Below are 15,879 nucleotides of genomic sequence, written 5' to 3' on the forward strand. Positions count from 1 at the left end.
CCCAAATTTCCACACTTTCCGGACGCCACCCCTGCACCGCCCCTGTGCACACGCCGACACAACCGCGCTCCGCGCCGCCCATGACGGCGCCTGGAAGCATGGCCGGGAGCGATCGGGACGCCGCTGGAGAGGTGGCGGAATAGTTGAAGCGTCAACTATTGTTGTGGGGAGCATTCAGAGCGTCGGACGCCCGACAAGGAGGAGGCACGATGCCCGCCATCACCGCAGACACGCTGACCCTGCCCCGCCTGCCGCACCTGCCCGAGACCGGTACGGCATGGCGCAAGGTGGCCAAGGTCATTACCGCCGCGCGGCAGGTCGAGGGCGAGGGCTTCGTCGTACGGCGCCCCTTCCCCGGCGTGGACCTGGCGCTTGCCGACCCGTTCCTGCTCCTCGACCACATGGGCGCCGTGGAATACGCTCCCGGCGAGGCCAAGGGGACCCCGTGGCATCCGCACCGGGGCTTCGAGACCGTCACCTACATGATCGACGGCGCGTTCCAGCACCAGGACACGACGGGCGGCGGCGGGCTGATCACCGACGGCGCGACTCAGTGGATGACCGCGGCCTCGGGCATCCAGCACATCGAGCAGCCTCCGCCGGAGCTGGTCGCCAGCGGCGGCCTGTTCCACGGTGTGCAGCTCTGGGTCAACCTTCCGAAGGCCCAGAAGTGGCTGCCTCCGGCGTACCAGGACATCCGCGCCGGTGACGTGACCCTGCTCGCGGCCGACGACGGCGCGTCACTGGTACGGCTGATCGCCGGCGACGTCGCGGGCTACCAGGGACCCGGCACCACCCACACGCCGATCACCTACCTGCACGCCACGGTCGCGCCCGGAGCCAGGCTCGCCCTGCCGTGGCCGGAGAACTTCAACGCCTTGGTCTACGTGCTGAGCGGAAGCGGAAGCGCTGGCGAGGAAGGGCGTCCGCTCAACGAGGGGCAGCTCGCGGTCTTCGGGCCGGGGTCCGCGCTGTCGGTGCGGGCCGCGGACACGCAGCCGCAGGCGTCGCAGTCGGGCTGGGAGATCCTCGTGCTCGGCGGGCTGCCGATCCGGGAGCCTGTCGCCCGCTACGGGCCGTTCGTCATGAACACCCGCGCCGAGATCGTCCAGGCGTTCGAGGACTTCCAGGCCGGGCGCATGGGCGTGGTGCCCGCACAGAAGATCGCCCACCGCACGTCGAGCGACGAGTCGCTCTGACCTCAGGCTCCCCGGTGCCCGCCGTTCCACAGCCGGCGGGCACTGGGGGCACCACCTTCCCGCCGGCTGCTTCGGCCGTGACCGCGAGCCGACGCCGAGCCTGCGGCGACCGCCTTCCCGGCCGGACAGCATGCACCAATCCCGTAGGACCGGAGGCTCGCGCTGTCGGCGTCTAGCGGCCGATGATCCGTGAGACCCCGCTGACCAGGCCCGGCGGCGCGTAGCGCCCCAGGGCGGCGATGACCTTGTAGCGCAGGGAGGGAATGCTCACGCGCACGCCCCTGGCCAGATCGCGGATCGCGACGTCGGCCACGCGGTCGGCCGACAGCCAGAGGGGGCCGGGGAGGCCGGACATGTCGATGTCGGCCCGCCGGTGGAACTCCGTGCGCACGAATCCGGGGCAGAGCGCCATGACGCGGACGGGCGAACGGCCGAGTCCCGCCGCGATGGACTCGCTGAGGTTGACCACGTAGGCCTTGGTCGCGCCGTACGTGCTTCCGGTGAGGAAGGCGGCGACCGACGAGACGTTGATCACGCCGCCGCGGCCCCTGGCGACCATGCCGGGGAGGGCCGCGTGCGTGAAGCGCAGCACCGCCTCGCAGTGGACGCGCAGCATGCGCAGCTCGTCCTCGATCGATACCTCCAGGAACGACCCGGTGTGGCCGAACCCGGCGTTGTTCACCAGCAGGTCGACGTCCTCGCGCAGGCGCCGCTCGACCGTCTCCAACCCCTCGTCGGTGGCGAGGTCCGCGGCGAGCACCTCGACGCCGACGCCGTAGCGGAGGCGCATGTCGCGGGCGGTCTCCTCCAGGCGCTCCGCGTCGCGGGCGGACAGGACCAGGGAGAAGCCGTCGGCCGCGAGCCGCCGGGCGAACGCCGCGCCGATGCCGGCGGTGGCCCCGGTGATGAGAGAGGTCGGCATGGTGATCAGCCTAGTGGTGCGAGGGGGCGCGAGAGGGGCCCTTCCGCTCTGCGCCCGGCCGGGCGGCGGGCCCGGGTGAGGGCCGCGCGGGAGACCGGGCAGAGGGCCGGGTAGGGACCGCGCACAGGGCGCCGGACAGGGGAAGGCCCTCGCCACGGGAGGGGGTCGCAGCGAGGGCCTCTTGCGCGGTCAGGCGGCCGGCAGGTGGCCGCCGTCCCGCGTCCGCGGCCCGGTCCCTGGCAGGAGGCGCCGGGCCGCGGTGTGGGATCAACGTCCGATGTTGGCGGGGTGGCCGATCGCCAGGCCCGAGTCGACGTCGAAGAAGTGCAGGTTGTGCGTGTCGACCGCCAGCTCGATGTTCTGGCCGGGACGCACGTGGCTGCGGGCGTTGACGCGGGCCGTCCACAGCGACTTGCCGCCCACGAGCGGGAGGCTGGTGTCGGTGTCGTCGCCCTGGTCGGCGGCGGCCACGGTGTCGCGGTGCTCGACCGGCGGGGCGTCGATGAGGAACAGCACGTTGATCTCGCTGCCCAGTTCCTCGGTCACCTCGGCGCGGGCCGGGATGCGCACCCAGCCGTTGCTGACGTTGCCGTTGGCGGCGACGGAGTCCTCGAAGTCCGAGGGGCGGATACCGAGGATGACCTTGCGCCCGAAGTACTGGTCGAGGCCCGGCTTGTCGTGGAAGGTCGAGTCGGGCACCGGCAGGCGGTAGCCGGCGAACGCGACGGCGGTGCCGCCGTCCTTGACCAGCTCGGCCGTGACGAAGTTCATGGACGGGGAGCCCATGAAGCCCGCGACGAACAGGTTGACCGGCTTGTCGAAGAGGTTCTGCGGCGTGTCGACCTGCTGGAGGAGACCGTCACGCAGCACACAGACGCGGTCGCCGAGGGTCATGGCCTCGACCTGGTCGTGGGTGACGTAGACGGTGGTGACGCCGAGACGCTCGTGCATCTGGTTCAGCGAGGCGCGCATGGAGACGCGGAGCTTGGCGTCGAGGTTGGAGAGCGGCTCGTCCATGAGGAACGCCTGCGGCTCGCGGACGATCGCGCGGCCCATCGCGACACGCTGACGCTGACCACCCGAGAGGGCGGCCGGCTTGCGCTTCAGGTACTGCTCCAGGCCGAGCATCTTGGCCGCCTCGTTGACCCGCTTCTGGATCTCCGATTTCGGCATCTTGCGCAGCTTGAGGCCGAAGGCGAGGTTCTCCTCGACCGTCATGTGCGGGTAGAGGGCGTAGTTCTGGAACACCATGGCGATGTCGCGGTCCTTGGGCGGCAGGTGGTTGACCACCTTCTCGCCGATGCGGATCTCGCCGCCGCTGATGTCCTCAAGTCCGGCGACCATCCGGAGTGCGGTGGATTTTCCGCAGCCGGACGGACCGACCAGAACCATGAACTCGCCGTCCCTGATCTCAAGGTTCAGGCTGTTCACGGCCTTCACGCCGCCGGCGTACACCTTGTCGACGTTGGTTAGAACGATGGATGCCATGCCAGTCCTTCGCGCTCCGGAACCGCCCCACGGAGACGGCCCGCCCCGTAGGTATTTACCACCGGAAGTGGATACGTTTTCATGCATCCCACCCGAAAGGGACAAGCGTGTCAAGCCCTATGGGAATACTGGCTTGTCAGCACCAAGTCGTTATCCCTTCGGGCTATCCATCGCCATGGAAACATGATGGAATCGTTTCCATGAAGGTCAGCGGGCATCACCGTATAACGATCAAGGACGTCGCCGCCGCGGCGGGCGTCGGCGTGGCGACCGTGTCCCGCGTCCTGTCCGGCGGGTCGGCCAGCCCCGAGACACGCGAACGCGTGCTCGCCGCAGCCGCGCGGCTCGACTACCGCCCGAGCGCGCTCGGGCGCAACCTCAGACAGCGCAGAACCGGAGGCATCGCCCTCCTCGTCCCCGACATCACCGACACCTTCTACGGCAGGCTCACCGAAGGGGTCCTGTCCTGCGCCCGATCCGCCGGCGAACCCGTGATGATCGGCGCCACCGGCGACGACCCCGAACTGGAAGCCGAGCTCATTGGCACGTTCCTGGAACAGAGTGTCGACCGGGTGATAGCCGTGCCCTGCGGCGACGCCGACACCTGGACCCCCGCGCTGCGCGCCGGACTCACCGTGGTCTTCGCCCACCGGCGGCCCCCCGGCCGCGACGACGTGCCCGCCGTGCTCTCCGACGACCGGCTCGGCGTCCGCACCGCCGTGGAATACCTCGCCGGCCTCGGCCACCGCCGCATCGCCTACCTGGGCGGCCCCGGCCAAGGCCCGCGCCTACGCGCCTTCCGCGACACCCTCGCCGCCCTCGGCATCACCCTCGACGACGAGCTCGTCGTCTCCGCCCGCGCCGCCCGCGACTCCGCCTACGCGGCCGCCTCGGGGCTGTTCCAGCACAGGCCCGACCTCACCGCTGTCCTCGCCGGAGGCAACGTCCTCGGCGAGGCCGCCGTCCTCGCCGCCCGCGAACTCGACCTGCGCCTCCCCCGCGACGTCTCCATCGTCATGTTCGACGACGTCCCCTGGGCCGAACTGTGCTCCCCGCCCCTCACCGTCATCGCCCAGCCCGCGCAGGACATCGGCTACCGCGCCGCCGAACTCGTCATGCGCGAGAGTGCCCGCCGCACCCGCGACACCGTCCTGCCCACCGAACTCCTCGTCCGCGGCAGCTGCGGTCCCCGCCGCTGACCCGCGCACGCCCACCTAGAACGCCCGTCCGCGACGCCCGTCCGCCACGCCCGCGGGTCGCGCCTGCCCCAGCGCGGCGGGACATGCGGCGGAACATGCGATGAAACGCCTGTGGAGACGGGCTCGCGCCCCGGAGCGCACGCGCTCGCGGTGAGGGCGCGGCGCGGGTCCTCCCGGCCCTCGACGGCCGGTTTTCCTGCCCAAACCCCAAGCTCGGGGCATTTTCGCGCTGCGGTCAAGTATGCCTGAAGCCGGAACCCGTCAACCGGAGATCGCGCAGCCGTACACATCACTCATACGTCGAGTAAATACCTGTCTTTCGCGTGTCCCGATAGAGGGCGACAGAGCCCGCCGCGTACTACAAACCGCCTTGAGAAACCCGTCGCGGTGCCACCGGAAGGCATCCGTGCCGGCGGTTCCACGCGGACCGCTCGCACGGGGGTCGAAGGTCCGGGTGGCCACGCGGGACGCCACGTCCGAGCCACGGACGTCAGGACGGCACAGCGTGCGGCACGTCAGTGCCCGCGCCGCCCGCACGCGGCCCGACGACAAGGATTGATTTGAACAGTATCTGTGCTCTGCGCACCACAGTCGCGTCCATGGTCGCGATCGCCGCGATGAGCGTCACACCAGAGGCGATCGCCCAGCAGGACCGTTCCAAAACCGATAAGCGCGTCACGCGCGCCGAGTCGGTCGACGCGGTCAATCAGCGCGCGGCCCGCAAACGAGTCGTCCCCAAACGTGTGATCCACCGTACGTGGACGACATCGGTCAAGCCCAAGATCAGGTTCAAGGGCAGGAAGGCCAAGAGTTCTCCGGGAAAGAACAAGGCGATCGCGTTTCGCCTCGTGGTCCAGCGGGCGTGGTCGATGCGCCAGTTCCGCTGCCTCGACAGTCTCTGGACCCGTGAGAGTAACTGGAACCACCGCGCCCAGAATCCGTCATCTGGGGCCTACGGCATTCCTCAGGCGCTTCCCGGTCGCAAAATGAGCGGGGTCGCCAGGGATTGGCGCATCAACCCGGCCACGCAGATCCGCTGGGGGTTGAAGTACATCAAGGGCCGCTACGGAACCGCGTGCGGCGCGTGGGGACATTTCCAATCGCGCAACTGGTACTGAAGTCAATTTGAGTATTCCCCAGCCCCCGCCTCGACCTCGCCGATCCGGCCGGTCCGGGGAACGGGGATGGGAAACGCCGGCTGAGTGCCCGGGGGAAGGGTGCGCTCAACGATGCCCGGGGTCCGCGCGCGGACCCCGGGCACACGTCAGCTCGCCACGCCGCGCGGCAGCATGGTCATCGCCTGGACCAGCATGCGCAGCCCGAACTCGAACTCGTCGTCATGGTCGCACGTCGCGAGCAGCGCGGCCATGTCGGCGACCTCGGGGAACCGCGCCGGGTCCACGCTGCCGCCGAGCGACCCTCCCCCGCCGGCCGGGTCGAAGGACGGCGTGACCCCGACCTCCCGCAGCAGCGAGCCCACGATGTAGGCGACGACGGCCCGCAGCATGCTCACCGCCTGCGGCCGGTCGAACCCGGCGCTGCGGAACGTGGCCAGGGCCCGCTCGGTGGGGAGGAGCCCCGTCGGCGACTTGAGCTGACGGGTGAGGACGACCACCGTGCACCGCGGATACTGCAGGGCGATCTGCCGAAAGGCCCGCGCCTGGGCGACGACGCGGTCTTCCCAGGGGGCCGCAGCGTCGTCGGTGAACTCGAACTTGGAGAAGACGTGCTCGGCCACGCCGTCCAGGAGGGCCGACTTGTTGGGAATGTGGTTGTAGAGCGACATCGCCCCCGCGCCGAGCTCGTGTGCGATGCGGCGCATGGACACCGCGTCCACACCTTCACGCTCGATCAGCCCGATGGCCGCGGTGACGATGCGCGCTTTGGAGAGGGGCTCCGGCTTCATATCAGCCTTCATAGCGGCATTCCCCTGTCCACGTCTCCATTACCACGTCTGCCGCGCCGACTTCCCTCCCCCCACCTGCGCCTCCACCCGCATCGCGCACCCCGCGCCGAAGGCAATTGACAAATGAATTTTTCAATTGGCACCATGGAGCGCGTGGACGTGATCGATACGGAACTCACCGTCGTCCGGGAGGCCGAGCGGTTGCGGGGCACCTTGTCGCCGCTGCGCAAGCGCCTGCTCGCGGAGCTGCGGGAACCCGCCTCGGCCACCGGCCTGTCGGCCCGGCTCGGCGAGAGTCGGCAGCGGGTCAACTACCACCTGCGGGAGCTGGAGAAGGCCGGGCTCGTCGAGCTTGTGGAGCTGCGGCAGCGGCGCGGCCGTACTGAGAGACTGCTGCGCGTCACCGCGCACGCGGTGATCGTCGCTCCGGAGGTGATCGGAGAGCTCGGGCCCGCGGGGCAGGACCGGTTCGCCGCCGAGGCCCTCATCGCGGCCTCCGCCCGCACGGTCTCGGAGGTGGCGGCCATGCGCGACCGCGCGGCCGAGCAGGGCAAGCGGCTGCTCACCTTCTCCGTCGAGACCGAGGTGGGCTTCGCCCGGCCCGCCGACGTCGAGCGCTTCGCCACACGCCTGGCCGAGCTGATCGCCGATCTGGCCGGGGAGTTCGACACCGGCGAGACGTCCCGTCCCTACCGGATCGCCGTCGGAGGCCACCCCGGCACGGCAGACCGGGCAGCAGAGCGGACAGCAGCAGAGCAGACGAAGGAGACATCATGACCGAGCAGAGGGCGTTCCGCGTCGAGCAGGCGATCGAGGCGCCTGCCGAGGAGGTGTGGAACGCGCTGACCAGGCTCGACCAGGTGAGCGAATGGTTCGGCTGGGACCACCCCGGCATCGGCGACGAGATCCGGTTCATCTTCGCCGACCACGCCGAGCATGCTCCACCCGACAGCATCACCTGGGACAACGGCCAGGCGATCACGCTCGTGCCGGACGACCGCCGCACGGTCGTGCGGGTCACCATGGCAGGACCCGCCGGTGACGCCGACTGGGAGGGGTTCTACGACGGGCTGCGGGAAGGGTGGCGCACGTTCTTCGCGCAACTGCGCTTCTGGCTTGAGCGAAAGCCCGCGGGGCGCCGCCGTACGCTCTTCCTGACCGGTACGGCCACGGCCTCGGCGGCCCTCGCCGCCGCCTCGGCGGGAGGGGTTCGGGAGGTCTGGCATGAGAGCGTCTACCAGCGCGTCGTGGTCGACGGCGGCGGGCACCTGATCGCGCTCGAGGCACAGCGCCCGCTCTCCGACGACGCGGCGGGCCCGATCGGCGTCACCGTGGCGGCCTACGGCCTGCCCGACGCGGCGTTCGCGGAGCTGCGGGAGCGCTGGGAGTCCCGCTGGTCGGCCGCCGCGCGGGACGCCGAGGTCACCCTCTGACGGCGGCCGGGCTGCGGCGCTCAGACGGTCAGCACGCGCTCAGACGGTCAGCACGAACAGGAAGGCGCCCGCGGCGACGGCCAGCACACCGATCCAGGCGAGGAGCCCGTCGGCCTTGTGCCCGAGCGGCCGGTTCTCGTGGAGGGCCCGCTGCACGCGCGCGTAGCGCAGGCCGGTGCGCGCCAGCAGTACGGCACCGCAGAACGCGGCCATGACGAACGCGGCGGTGTCCAGGGCGGGCGCCCGGACACGCAGCGTCATACCGGCCGCGCCGAGGCCGCCGACCGCGAGCGCGGTGGCCGTGCGCACCCACGCGAGCCGGGTGCGCTCGCTCGGCAGCCCGGGGTCCCAGATGCCCGGTTGCTCGCGCCGGTTCATGCCAGCCCGGCCACGAGCACCAGGACAAGCGCGAGTACGGCCACCGCCGCCACGCCGTACCCGAGCACCGGGGCCAGGGCGGGGGTGGGCAGGGGGGTATCGCTGCGAATCGCGCGCTCCACGCGGCGCCAGCGGGGGTAGGACATGAGGGCCGCGGCGGTGGACAGGGTGATGAGGAGGATGGCGAGCAGGGTCCGGAGCCAGGGGGTGAACGCCCCGGTGGGCACGGCGGCGATCGCCACCCCGGCGGCGCTGAGTGCCAGGGAGGTGCTGAGCCAGGTGAGGTAGGTGCGTTCGTTGGCCAGCGTGAATCGGGGGTCCGGCTCTTTTCCCTGGGCATTCATGAATTCAGGCTAATTTCGCCTTATTTCCCATCCGAAAGGCGGGTTGGCGACACTCACCCAGAGTGACGGTCCGGTGCCGTACATCATCCAGCCCGGTGCTCTTGCCGCACCCGGTGGCCCACCGGTCGGCCGGAGCCCCCGGACGGCCCCGGACCGCGGGCCGCCCCGGGGGGCAGGCGGATCAGGCGGATCAGGCGGGTCAGGTGGATCAGCCGCAGGCCGCGGTGATGGAGCTGACGTGCTGAGCGGTGTCGGTCACGACCTTCTGGGCGGCGTCCACCGCGTTGTTGGCGTTCTCGACGGTGATGCTCTCGTAGGTTTTGGCCAGCCCGTTGGCGGCCTCCTCCAGCGTGGTGTTGCCGGCCTTCTCGGCGGTGCTTCTCAGGTTGGCCGCCGCCTCGTTGAGCGCCTTCTCCAAGGCGGCCGGGTCGGTCGCCAGGCCGACGACCTTGCCGGCGAGGTCGGTAGCGATCTTGGCGGCTTCTGCGCATGCCTGGACTTTGTCCACGGCGTTGTTGACCTCTTGGATTTCGCTGCACCCGGTCAGGAGAACCGCGGCCAGCGCGGCGGTGGCGATGGGGGCGTGACGCCGCGAGATGAGTCGCATGCCTGTGACACTACCCAACGGGAGGCGGCGCCGACGGGAATACGGAGGGGGGCGCGAGGCCGCCGCCGGCCTCGCCATACGATCGCCAGAGGGGCTGGGAAGGGGAGAGACCATGAGCACCTGTGAACATCTTCGCGCCGCGGACGACCCGGCGCCGCACACGACCGAGGGGTGCGAGGAGTGCCTTGAAATCGGATCAAGCTGGGTGCATCTTCGTAAGTGCCTGACATGTGGGCATATTGGCTGCTGCGACTCCTCGCCCAACCGGCATGCCACGGCCCACCACCGCGAGACGTCACACCCCGCCATCACGTCCTTCGAACCCGGCGAACACTGGCGGTGGTGCTACGTGGACGGCATCGTCGGCTGACCCCCGGTCGCGCTCGGTCGCTCTCGGTCGCGGTCGGTCGCGGTCAGTCCCGCTCCAGGGTGGCCTCCTCGAAGTCGAGTTCCTGCATGACGCGCCGGAGCACCTCGTCGTCGATGCGGCGTTCGTCGCGGAGCCGTACGAGCACGTCGCGCTCGGCCTGCAGCATCTCGCGCCGCAGCCGCCGGTAGACCGTGCTCGGGGTCTCCTCCCCCGCCGGTCCCGTGCCGCCGCCGAGCCGCTCCCAGGCGTGCAGGGCGCGGCGTTCGGCGCGCGTGCGCAGGTGGTCGACCACCTCCGCGTGCACGTCGGAGACGCCGTTCCTGGTGAGCTCCTCCAGGGTGGCCAGAGCCTGCTCCGCGGCGGCCTGCTGGGCGGCGGCCTCGGCCAGGTTGTCCTCGTACACCTCCCGATCGGCGGTCACGCCAAGCCTGCGGATCACCCTCGGGAAGGTGAGCCCGTGGACGAGCAGCGTCGCCACGACGGTGGTGAAGGTCAGGAAGAGCAGCAGGTCGCGTTCGGGGAAGCCGGCGGGCATGGCGAACGCCGCGGCCAGGGACACCACCCCGCGCATGCCCGCCCACGAGATCACGCCGACGTGCTGCCAGGGCGGTGAGGGGTCGATGTCACGGATCTTGCGGGAGAGCCGGCGCGGCAGGTAGGTGCCCGGTATGACCCAGACGACCCGGGCGACCACCGCCGCCGCGTAGACGGCGAGCGCGTAGGCCGCGAGCGTCCACGCGCTATGCCCCGACAGCCCCTCCATGATCGGCTTGACCTGCAGCCCGATCAGTGCGAAGACGACCGCCTCCAGCACGAAGGTGATCACTTTCCACACGGCATCGGAGATCAACCGGGTGCCGAAGCCGCTGCGGGGCATCCGGTGGCCGAGGTAGAGGCCGACGATCACGACGGCGATGACGCCCGAGGAGTGGAGCAGCTCGGCGGCCACGTAGGCGGCGAACGGCACGAGCAGCATGACGGTGTTCTCCACGAGCGGATCGCGGAGACGCGCGAGTATCCAGGTCAGGGGGATGGCGATGGCGAACCCCACCGCCACTCCCCCGACCGACGACAGCACGAACTGGGAGACCGCGCCGAGCATGCTGATGCCCTGGCCCATCACCGCGCCGACCGCGACGCGGTAGGCGGTCAGAGCGGTCGCGTCGTTGAACAGGCTCTCGCCCACCAGGATCGTGATCAGGCGGCGGGGAAGCCGCAGCCTGCGCGCCACGGCCACCGCCGCCACCGCGTCGGGCGGCGCCACGATCGCGCCGAGGGCGAACGCGGCGGCGAGCGGCAACCCGGGCAGGAGCCAGTGCACCACCAGTCCGACGACGAACATGCTGAACAGCACGAGCCCGACCGACAGCAGGCCGACGGCCCGCCTGACGTCGCGAAGGCGCAGGTAGGAGCTGTCCAGCGCGGAGGAGTAGAGCAGCGGCGGCAGGAAGACCAGCAGGATCAGCTCGGGGTCGATCTCGTAGGCCGGAACGCCCGGCACGAACGAGACCAGCAGCCCGGCCAGCACCAGAAGCAGCGGCCCGGGCAGGTCGCGCCTGCGGGCGAAGCCCGCCACCGCGACCGCCCCGACGGGGAGCAGGAGAAGCTGAAGCGCGGTCGTCGTGTTCACGCTTCCCCCTGAACTCGGCCCATGGCCGCGACAGGCCCTCGCACAGGGTTCAGCGTACGGCGTGCGCGGCGGTGAGCCGCGCGTCGCCCCTACCAGTCGTGGCGTTCGCCCCTCCGGCGGCGCTCGCCCCGGCGCTCACCGCGCCCCCCGCGCCCCCCGCGCTCGCCTCGCGGTTCGGGCGCCTGGTCGTAGCCCGGCTCGTCGTACTGCCGGTCGTAGCCGGGGTCGCCGTAGCCGCCGTGCTCCTGCTCGGGGCGCATGCGCTCCCCCGTCGTGTACATCTGGTCGGGCACGTAAGGGCGGGGCATGTGCGTGTCGATGTCGGGCTGCGCGTAGTCCGCCCCTCCCGGGTGGCGCATCCCGAGCGGGTCCACGGCGTCGAGGGGCCCGCCCTGCGACCCGTAGGCCTGGGCCTGCGGCCCCGCCGCGCCGTATGGGTCGGCGGGCACGCCGTACGGATCGGGCGGGACGCCGTGCTGGTGCGGCTGCCCGTAGGAGCCGCCGGCGTCGGTGCCGTACTGCCGGCCGGGGTAGGCGTCGGACGGCTCGGGTCGGCGGCGTCGGCCGTAGGTCTCGGAGGTGCCGGGGTCGCCAGGGCCGTAGTGCTGCTGTTGGGCGTAGGCGTCGGCCCCGTAGCCGTCGCCCGCGTAGCCGTCGGACGCGTAGGGATCGGCGGCGTACGGCTCCGCGGGGGCCTCGGCCCGCGCCCCCCGGGGGGTGCCGTAGGTCGTGCCGGCGAACGGGTCGGCGGCCTGGTCGGCACGGGGCCGGGCGGCGTAGGGGTCGGCGGACTGCCCGCCGAGGCCCGGATAGGAGTCCCCGGGGCCGCCGTAGGGGTCGGCCTGCCGGCCGTAGGGGTCGGGCGCCTGCCTGCCGGGCATGTCGTAGGGCTCGTCCGCCGCGGGACGCTGCTGCGGGGGCGTGCCGTAGGAGCCGGTGTGCGGTCCGCTGAGGGGCTGGGAGCCGTAGCCGGGGTCGGCGGCGTGGGCGGGCTGGGCGGACTGGGCGGACTGCGCGGCGAAGCCGTGGGGGTCGGTGCGCGGCGGGGCGCTCGCGGCGGGTGACCTGAAGGGGCCGCCCGGCATCTGGTAGACGGGCTCGGCGTCGGCCTGGCCGTACGGCAGGGCGTCGCCGACGATCATGTTCTCCCTGGGCACGACCTCGCCGGGCCCCGGATAGCCGCCGACGGGCCTCTCCGCGCCGCGGGCGACCAGCACGTCGTTGGGGCCGACCGTGGGCGCCGAGCGCTCCTCCACCGCCGGCGAGACCTGCGTCTCGGCGTCATAGTGCCCCTGAGGCGGGCCTTCGGGCCGCACATACTGCCCGGTGCCGGGGTAGCCGCCCTCCTCCGCGTAACCGCCGTCCTCGCCCTCTTCGGGCGCTACGCCGGACGCTTCGGCGAACCCCTCGTCGAGCGTGTCGAGAAGGCGGTCGACGTCCTCCAGAGGCATACGGAAGCTCGCGGTGCACATCTCGCCTCGCCATAGGCTGAGCACCAGCGTGCCTTCGTGCCAGGTCACCCGGAGCACGCGCTCCTGACCTCGTGCGTCGAAGAACACCTCACCGAACGATGGCAACGGGACAACTTCCGACATGGCAGACATAGTGCTTTAACCAGCCTTTATTCGTCCACTCGACCCCGGCGAACCCTACCGAACCGGTCTTTCGATCCCCATCCCCGAACCCCGAACGACCACGAGTGGAAGATCTTAATCCGACCATTCTTCCCGGGTCGCGGAGACGGCACCGCCAGTGTGCCACGCAACATAGCCCTCCGGTTCCGGAATGCCGGTATGCATCCGCTCGACGACTCCCCGCGCGGCCTCGAACGGCCCCGGAAGAGGGTACCGTTTGCTGTCGTGCCCGACGAGAACTCCGCCGACGAAACCCCCACCGGTCCCCCCGCGACCGCCCCCGCGGACCTCCCCGGGGCGGACCTCCCCGGGGTCGAGGAGCTGCTCGACGCGGCGGTCGGCTCCCTCGGCGGCAGCGAGCGGCCCGGCCAGCTCGCCATGGCCCGCTCGGTCACCCGGGCGCTCGCCGAAGGCGAGCACCTCGCCGTCCAGGCGGGCACCGGCACCGGCAAGTCCCTCGCCTACCTCGTGCCCGCCGTGCGCCACGCCGTGGCCGAGCGCGAGGCGGTCGTGGTCTCCACCGCCACCATCGCGCTCCAGCGGCAGCTCGTCGACCGCGACCTGCCGCGCCTGCGCGAGGCGCTCGACGGGCTCCTGCCCCGCGACATCTCCTTCGCCATCCTCAAGGGCCGCCGCAACTACCTGTGCCGCCACAAGGCGGCGGCCGGGTTCCCCGACGACGAGCCGGACCAGCTCTTCGACGCGCGTGAGGTCGGCGTCACCGGGCGCATGGTGCAGCGCATCCAGGAGTGGGCGGACGAGACCGAGACCGGCGACCGCGACGAGCTCGTGCCCGGCGTCAACGAGCAGGCGTGGCGGCAGTTCTCCGTCAGCGCCAAGGAGTGCCTCGGGGCGCAGCGCTGCCCGAGCGGCGCTGAGTGCTTCACCGAGCTGGCACGCCAGCGGGCCGGCGAGTCCGACATCGTCGTCACCAACCACGCCCTGCTCGCCATCGACGCGATGGAGGAGTTCGCCGTCCTGCCCGAGCACGGCGCCGTCGTGGTCGACGAGGCCCACGAGCTGGTCGACCGGGTCACCTCCATCGTCACCGACGAGCTGTCGGAGGCCGGCGTGGCCCTCGCCGTACGGCGGATCGCCCGGCTCGTCGACCAGCCGCTCGCCGACCGCCTGCAGGAGGCGGGCGAGGACCTGAAGGCGCTGCTCGCCGCCGCGCCCGCCGGACGCGTCGATGAGCTGCCCGAAGTGCTCGGCGCGACCCTCGCCCTCGTCCGCGACGCCGCGCGGGTGTGCGTGACCGCGCTCGGCCCCCGCGGTGCCGACAAGGACGACCCCGACTCCGCCGCGGCACGCAAGATCGCCTTCACCGCCCTGGACGAGGTGCACGACACCGCCGTGCGCATGCTGGAGGCCTTCGGCCACGCCGACGAGGTCGACCGGGCCGACGTGGTCTGGCTGGAGGCCGGCACCGACCGGCGGCCCCCCACCCTCAAGGTCGCGCCCCTCACCGTCGGCGGCATGCTCCGCGACACGCTCTTCGGCGACCGCACCGTGGTGCTCACCTCCGCCACGCTGGCCCTCGGCGGCACGTTCGACGGGCTCGCCCGGCAGTGGGGGCTGCCCGACGGCCACTGGACCGGTCTCGACGTCGGTTCGCCGTTCGACCACGCGCGCAGCGGCATCCTCTACACCGCCCGCCACCTGCCCCAGCCCGGCCGCGACGGCCTCCCCCAGGCATACCTCGACGAGATCGCCGAGCTCGTCGAGGCGGCCGGCGGGCGCACCCTCGGCCTGTTCTCCTCGATGCGCGCCGCGCGCGCCGCGGCCGACGCCCTCGGCGACCGGCTCGGCGTGCCCCTGCTGTGCCAGGGCGACGACTCGACCTCGCTCCTGGTCAAGGAGTTCGCCGAGGACGAGGAGACCTGCCTGTTCGGCACCCTGTCCCTCTGGCAGGGCGTCGACGTCCCGGGCCCCTCGCTGCGGCTGGTGATCATCGACCGCATCCCGTTCCCGCGGCCCGACGACCCGCTCACCTCCGCGCGCCAGCGCCACGTCGCCGCCAAGGGCGGCAACGGCTTCATGGCGGTCGCCGCCACCCACGCCGCCCTCCTACTCGCCCAGGGCGCCGGCCGCCTGCTGCGCTCCCAGACCGACAAGGGCGTCATCGCCGTCCTCGACCCGCGCTTCAGCACCGCCCGCTACGCGAGTTTCCTGCGCGACTCACTCCCGCCCTACTGGACCACCGCCGACCCCGACGTCGCCCGCGCGGCCCTCAAACGCCTCCGCGACTCCTGACCTCGCCCGCCCCATAGAGCCCCCGCCGGATCGACGAGCCGCACCGAGTCGTCCCCGGCCGCCAGCTCCCGCAGCTCCTCGTCGAACCCTGCCCCGCCGTAGCACACCAGCGTGGCCCCCTCCGCGTCCACCTTGCCCCGAGCGAGCAGCTCCCGCGCACGCCGGAGCCGCTCCACGTGGCGTAGGCCCATGACCTCCCCCCACTTGGCCTCTCCGAGAGACAAGAGGCGGCGGCGCTCACCGGGCCACTCCGGCGAGAAGACCGCGACATCCACCTCGATCTGCGTGCGGTTGACCTGATCCGGCACCACACCGGCGGACACCTCTCCCACCGGCCCACCGAGGACCTCGCCGTACTGCAGAGCCCAGTCGCGGCAGAGCTGCTCGAAATGCGGCCCGACCACCTGGGACAGGAAGCGCGCTTTCGCGCCTCGCCACACCTGCTCTGCTCGGCCGAGGTCGAGGGCAATCCACTTTACTTTAGTGCTTGACGACGGCGTGTCGTCATGTCGCCGC

At 71.6% G+C, this 15,879-nt stretch carries 16 protein-coding genes; 7 read left to right on the forward strand and 9 right to left on the reverse strand.

Annotated elements, in window-relative coordinates; genetic code table 11:
- The first annotated feature begins 209 nt into the window (after positions 1-209).
- A complete protein-coding gene (locus tag BLQ73_RS01365; protein ID WP_093167350.1) occupies positions 210-1,199 on the forward strand; it encodes a pirin family protein in 990 nt (329 codons plus the stop codon).
- Between the two features lie 172 nt (positions 1,200-1,371).
- Here BLQ73_RS01365 and BLQ73_RS01370 read toward each other — a convergent pair whose 3' ends face one another.
- The gene (locus tag BLQ73_RS01370) at positions 1,372-2,121 is read right to left on the reverse strand and encodes an SDR family NAD(P)-dependent oxidoreductase (protein WP_093167352.1); all 750 of its coding nucleotides are present in this window, start codon (positions 2,119-2,121) and stop codon (positions 1,372-1,374) included.
- A gap of 267 nt (positions 2,122-2,388) precedes the next feature.
- Entirely contained in the window at positions 2,389-3,609 is a 1,221-nt protein-coding gene (locus BLQ73_RS01375) for an ABC transporter ATP-binding protein (RefSeq protein ID WP_093167354.1), read from the reverse strand.
- Between the two features lie 200 nt (positions 3,610-3,809).
- Between BLQ73_RS01375 and BLQ73_RS01380 the strand changes: the two genes are divergently transcribed.
- Both BLQ73_RS01380 and BLQ73_RS33760 read left to right on the forward strand, forming a co-directional pair.
- Complete coding sequence (locus BLQ73_RS01380) at positions 3,810-4,808, forward strand: LacI family DNA-binding transcriptional regulator (RefSeq protein WP_093167356.1); 999 nt, start codon at positions 3,810-3,812, stop codon at positions 4,806-4,808.
- A 599-nt stretch (positions 4,809-5,407) separates the two neighbouring features.
- Positions 5,408-5,926 (forward strand): aggregation-promoting factor C-terminal-like domain-containing protein, encoded by a 519-nt coding sequence (locus BLQ73_RS33760; RefSeq protein ID WP_245690670.1) that lies wholly within the window; start codon positions 5,408-5,410, stop codon positions 5,924-5,926.
- A gap of 146 nt (positions 5,927-6,072) precedes the next feature.
- On the opposite strand, the gene BLQ73_RS01390 is transcribed toward BLQ73_RS33760, so the two are convergent.
- Positions 6,073-6,714 carry a TetR/AcrR family transcriptional regulator gene (locus BLQ73_RS01390; protein WP_093167358.1) on the reverse strand — a complete coding sequence of 214 codons (642 nt, stop codon included), beginning with the start codon at positions 6,712-6,714 and terminating at the stop codon, positions 6,073-6,075.
- A 153-nt stretch (positions 6,715-6,867) separates the two neighbouring features.
- Between BLQ73_RS01390 and BLQ73_RS01395 the strand changes: the two genes are divergently transcribed.
- On the forward strand, positions 6,868-7,491 hold the full coding sequence (locus BLQ73_RS01395; protein WP_218125569.1) for a winged helix-turn-helix domain-containing protein: 624 nt from the start codon (positions 6,868-6,870) through the stop codon (positions 7,489-7,491).
- Positions 7,488-8,147 (forward strand): SRPBCC family protein, encoded by a 660-nt coding sequence (locus BLQ73_RS01400; protein WP_093167362.1) that lies wholly within the window; start codon positions 7,488-7,490, stop codon positions 8,145-8,147. Before BLQ73_RS01395 ends, BLQ73_RS01400 begins: the two co-directional genes overlap by 4 nt.
- Positions 8,148-8,186: 39 nt before the next feature.
- Here the strand turns inward: BLQ73_RS01400 and BLQ73_RS01405 are convergent, their stop codons facing one another.
- The 3 genes from BLQ73_RS01405 to BLQ73_RS01415 form a co-directional block, all read right to left on the reverse strand.
- Positions 8,187-8,525, reverse strand: a complete 339-nt coding sequence (locus tag BLQ73_RS01405) for a YidH family protein (RefSeq protein WP_093167364.1) — start codon at positions 8,523-8,525, stop codon at positions 8,187-8,189.
- The gene (locus tag BLQ73_RS01410; RefSeq protein WP_093167366.1) at positions 8,522-8,869 is read right to left on the reverse strand and encodes a YidH family protein; all 348 of its coding nucleotides are present in this window, start codon (positions 8,867-8,869) and stop codon (positions 8,522-8,524) included. Before BLQ73_RS01410 ends, BLQ73_RS01405 begins: the two co-directional genes overlap by 4 nt.
- 208 nt (positions 8,870-9,077) lie before the next feature.
- Complete coding sequence (locus BLQ73_RS01415) at positions 9,078-9,476, reverse strand: hypothetical protein (protein ID WP_093167368.1); 399 nt, start codon at positions 9,474-9,476, stop codon at positions 9,078-9,080.
- A gap of 112 nt (positions 9,477-9,588) precedes the next feature.
- On the opposite strand from BLQ73_RS01415, the gene BLQ73_RS01420 reads away from it, so the two are divergent.
- On the forward strand, positions 9,589-9,846 hold the full coding sequence (locus BLQ73_RS01420; RefSeq protein WP_093167370.1) for a UBP-type zinc finger domain-containing protein: 258 nt from the start codon (positions 9,589-9,591) through the stop codon (positions 9,844-9,846).
- 43 nt (positions 9,847-9,889) lie between these two features.
- Here BLQ73_RS01420 and BLQ73_RS01425 read toward each other — a convergent pair whose 3' ends face one another.
- Both BLQ73_RS01425 and BLQ73_RS01430 read right to left on the reverse strand, forming a co-directional pair.
- A complete protein-coding gene (locus BLQ73_RS01425; protein ID WP_093167372.1) occupies positions 9,890-11,476 on the reverse strand; it encodes a Na+/H+ antiporter in 1,587 nt (528 codons plus the stop codon).
- Between the two features lie 89 nt (positions 11,477-11,565).
- Positions 11,566-13,071 (reverse strand): hypothetical protein, encoded by a 1,506-nt coding sequence (locus BLQ73_RS01430; RefSeq protein WP_143020070.1) that lies wholly within the window; start codon positions 13,069-13,071, stop codon positions 11,566-11,568.
- 360 nt (positions 13,072-13,431) lie between these two features.
- Here BLQ73_RS01430 and BLQ73_RS01435 point away from each other — a divergent pair, with 360 nt between their 5' ends.
- Positions 13,432-15,363, forward strand: coding sequence for an ATP-dependent DNA helicase (locus BLQ73_RS01435; RefSeq protein ID WP_245690703.1), 1,932 nt, complete (start codon positions 13,432-13,434; stop codon positions 15,361-15,363).
- Here the strand turns inward: BLQ73_RS01435 and BLQ73_RS01440 are convergent.
- Positions 15,300-15,803: a hypothetical protein gene (locus BLQ73_RS01440; RefSeq protein WP_093167377.1), complete on the reverse strand. Its 504-nt coding sequence runs from the start codon at positions 15,801-15,803 to the stop codon at positions 15,300-15,302. The two genes, BLQ73_RS01435 and BLQ73_RS01440, sit on opposite strands and share 64 nt — an antisense overlap.
- Between the last annotated feature and the right edge of the window lie 76 nt (positions 15,804-15,879).

The sequence above is a fragment of the Sinosporangium album genome, from assembly GCF_900100605.1.
GTDB lineage: Bacteria > Actinomycetota > Actinomycetes > Streptosporangiales > Streptosporangiaceae > Sinosporangium > Sinosporangium album.

Bases quoted from the DNA above. Each gene is read 5' to 3' on its own strand.
- BLQ73_RS01415 (WP_093167368.1), bottom strand. From the start codon at position 9,476: ATGCGACTCATCTCGCGGCGTCACGCCCCCATCGCCACCGCCGCGCTG.
- BLQ73_RS01420 (WP_093167370.1), top strand. From the start codon at position 9,589: ATGAGCACCTGTGAACATCTTCGCGCCGCGGACGACCCGGCGCCGCAC.
- BLQ73_RS01365 (WP_093167350.1), top strand. From the start codon at position 210: ATGCCCGCCATCACCGCAGACACGCTGACCCTGCCCCGCCTGCCGCAC.
- BLQ73_RS01375 (WP_093167354.1), bottom strand. From the start codon at position 3,609: ATGGCATCCATCGTTCTAACCAACGTCGACAAGGTGTACGCCGGCGGC.
- BLQ73_RS01400 (WP_093167362.1), top strand. From the start codon at position 7,488: ATGACCGAGCAGAGGGCGTTCCGCGTCGAGCAGGCGATCGAGGCGCCT.
- BLQ73_RS01370 (WP_093167352.1), bottom strand. From the start codon at position 2,121: ATGCCGACCTCTCTCATCACCGGGGCCACCGCCGGCATCGGCGCGGCG.
- BLQ73_RS01410 (WP_093167366.1), bottom strand. From the start codon at position 8,869: ATGAATGCCCAGGGAAAAGAGCCGGACCCCCGATTCACGCTGGCCAAC.
- BLQ73_RS01430 (WP_143020070.1), bottom strand. From the start codon at position 13,071: ATGTCGGAAGTTGTCCCGTTGCCATCGTTCGGTGAGGTGTTCTTCGAC.
- BLQ73_RS01405 (WP_093167364.1), bottom strand. From the start codon at position 8,525: ATGAACCGGCGCGAGCAACCGGGCATCTGGGACCCCGGGCTGCCGAGC.
- BLQ73_RS01390 (WP_093167358.1), bottom strand. From the start codon at position 6,714: ATGAAGCCGGAGCCCCTCTCCAAAGCGCGCATCGTCACCGCGGCCATC.
- BLQ73_RS01380 (WP_093167356.1), top strand. From the start codon at position 3,810: ATGAAGGTCAGCGGGCATCACCGTATAACGATCAAGGACGTCGCCGCC.
- BLQ73_RS33760 (WP_245690670.1), top strand. From the start codon at position 5,408: ATGGTCGCGATCGCCGCGATGAGCGTCACACCAGAGGCGATCGCCCAG.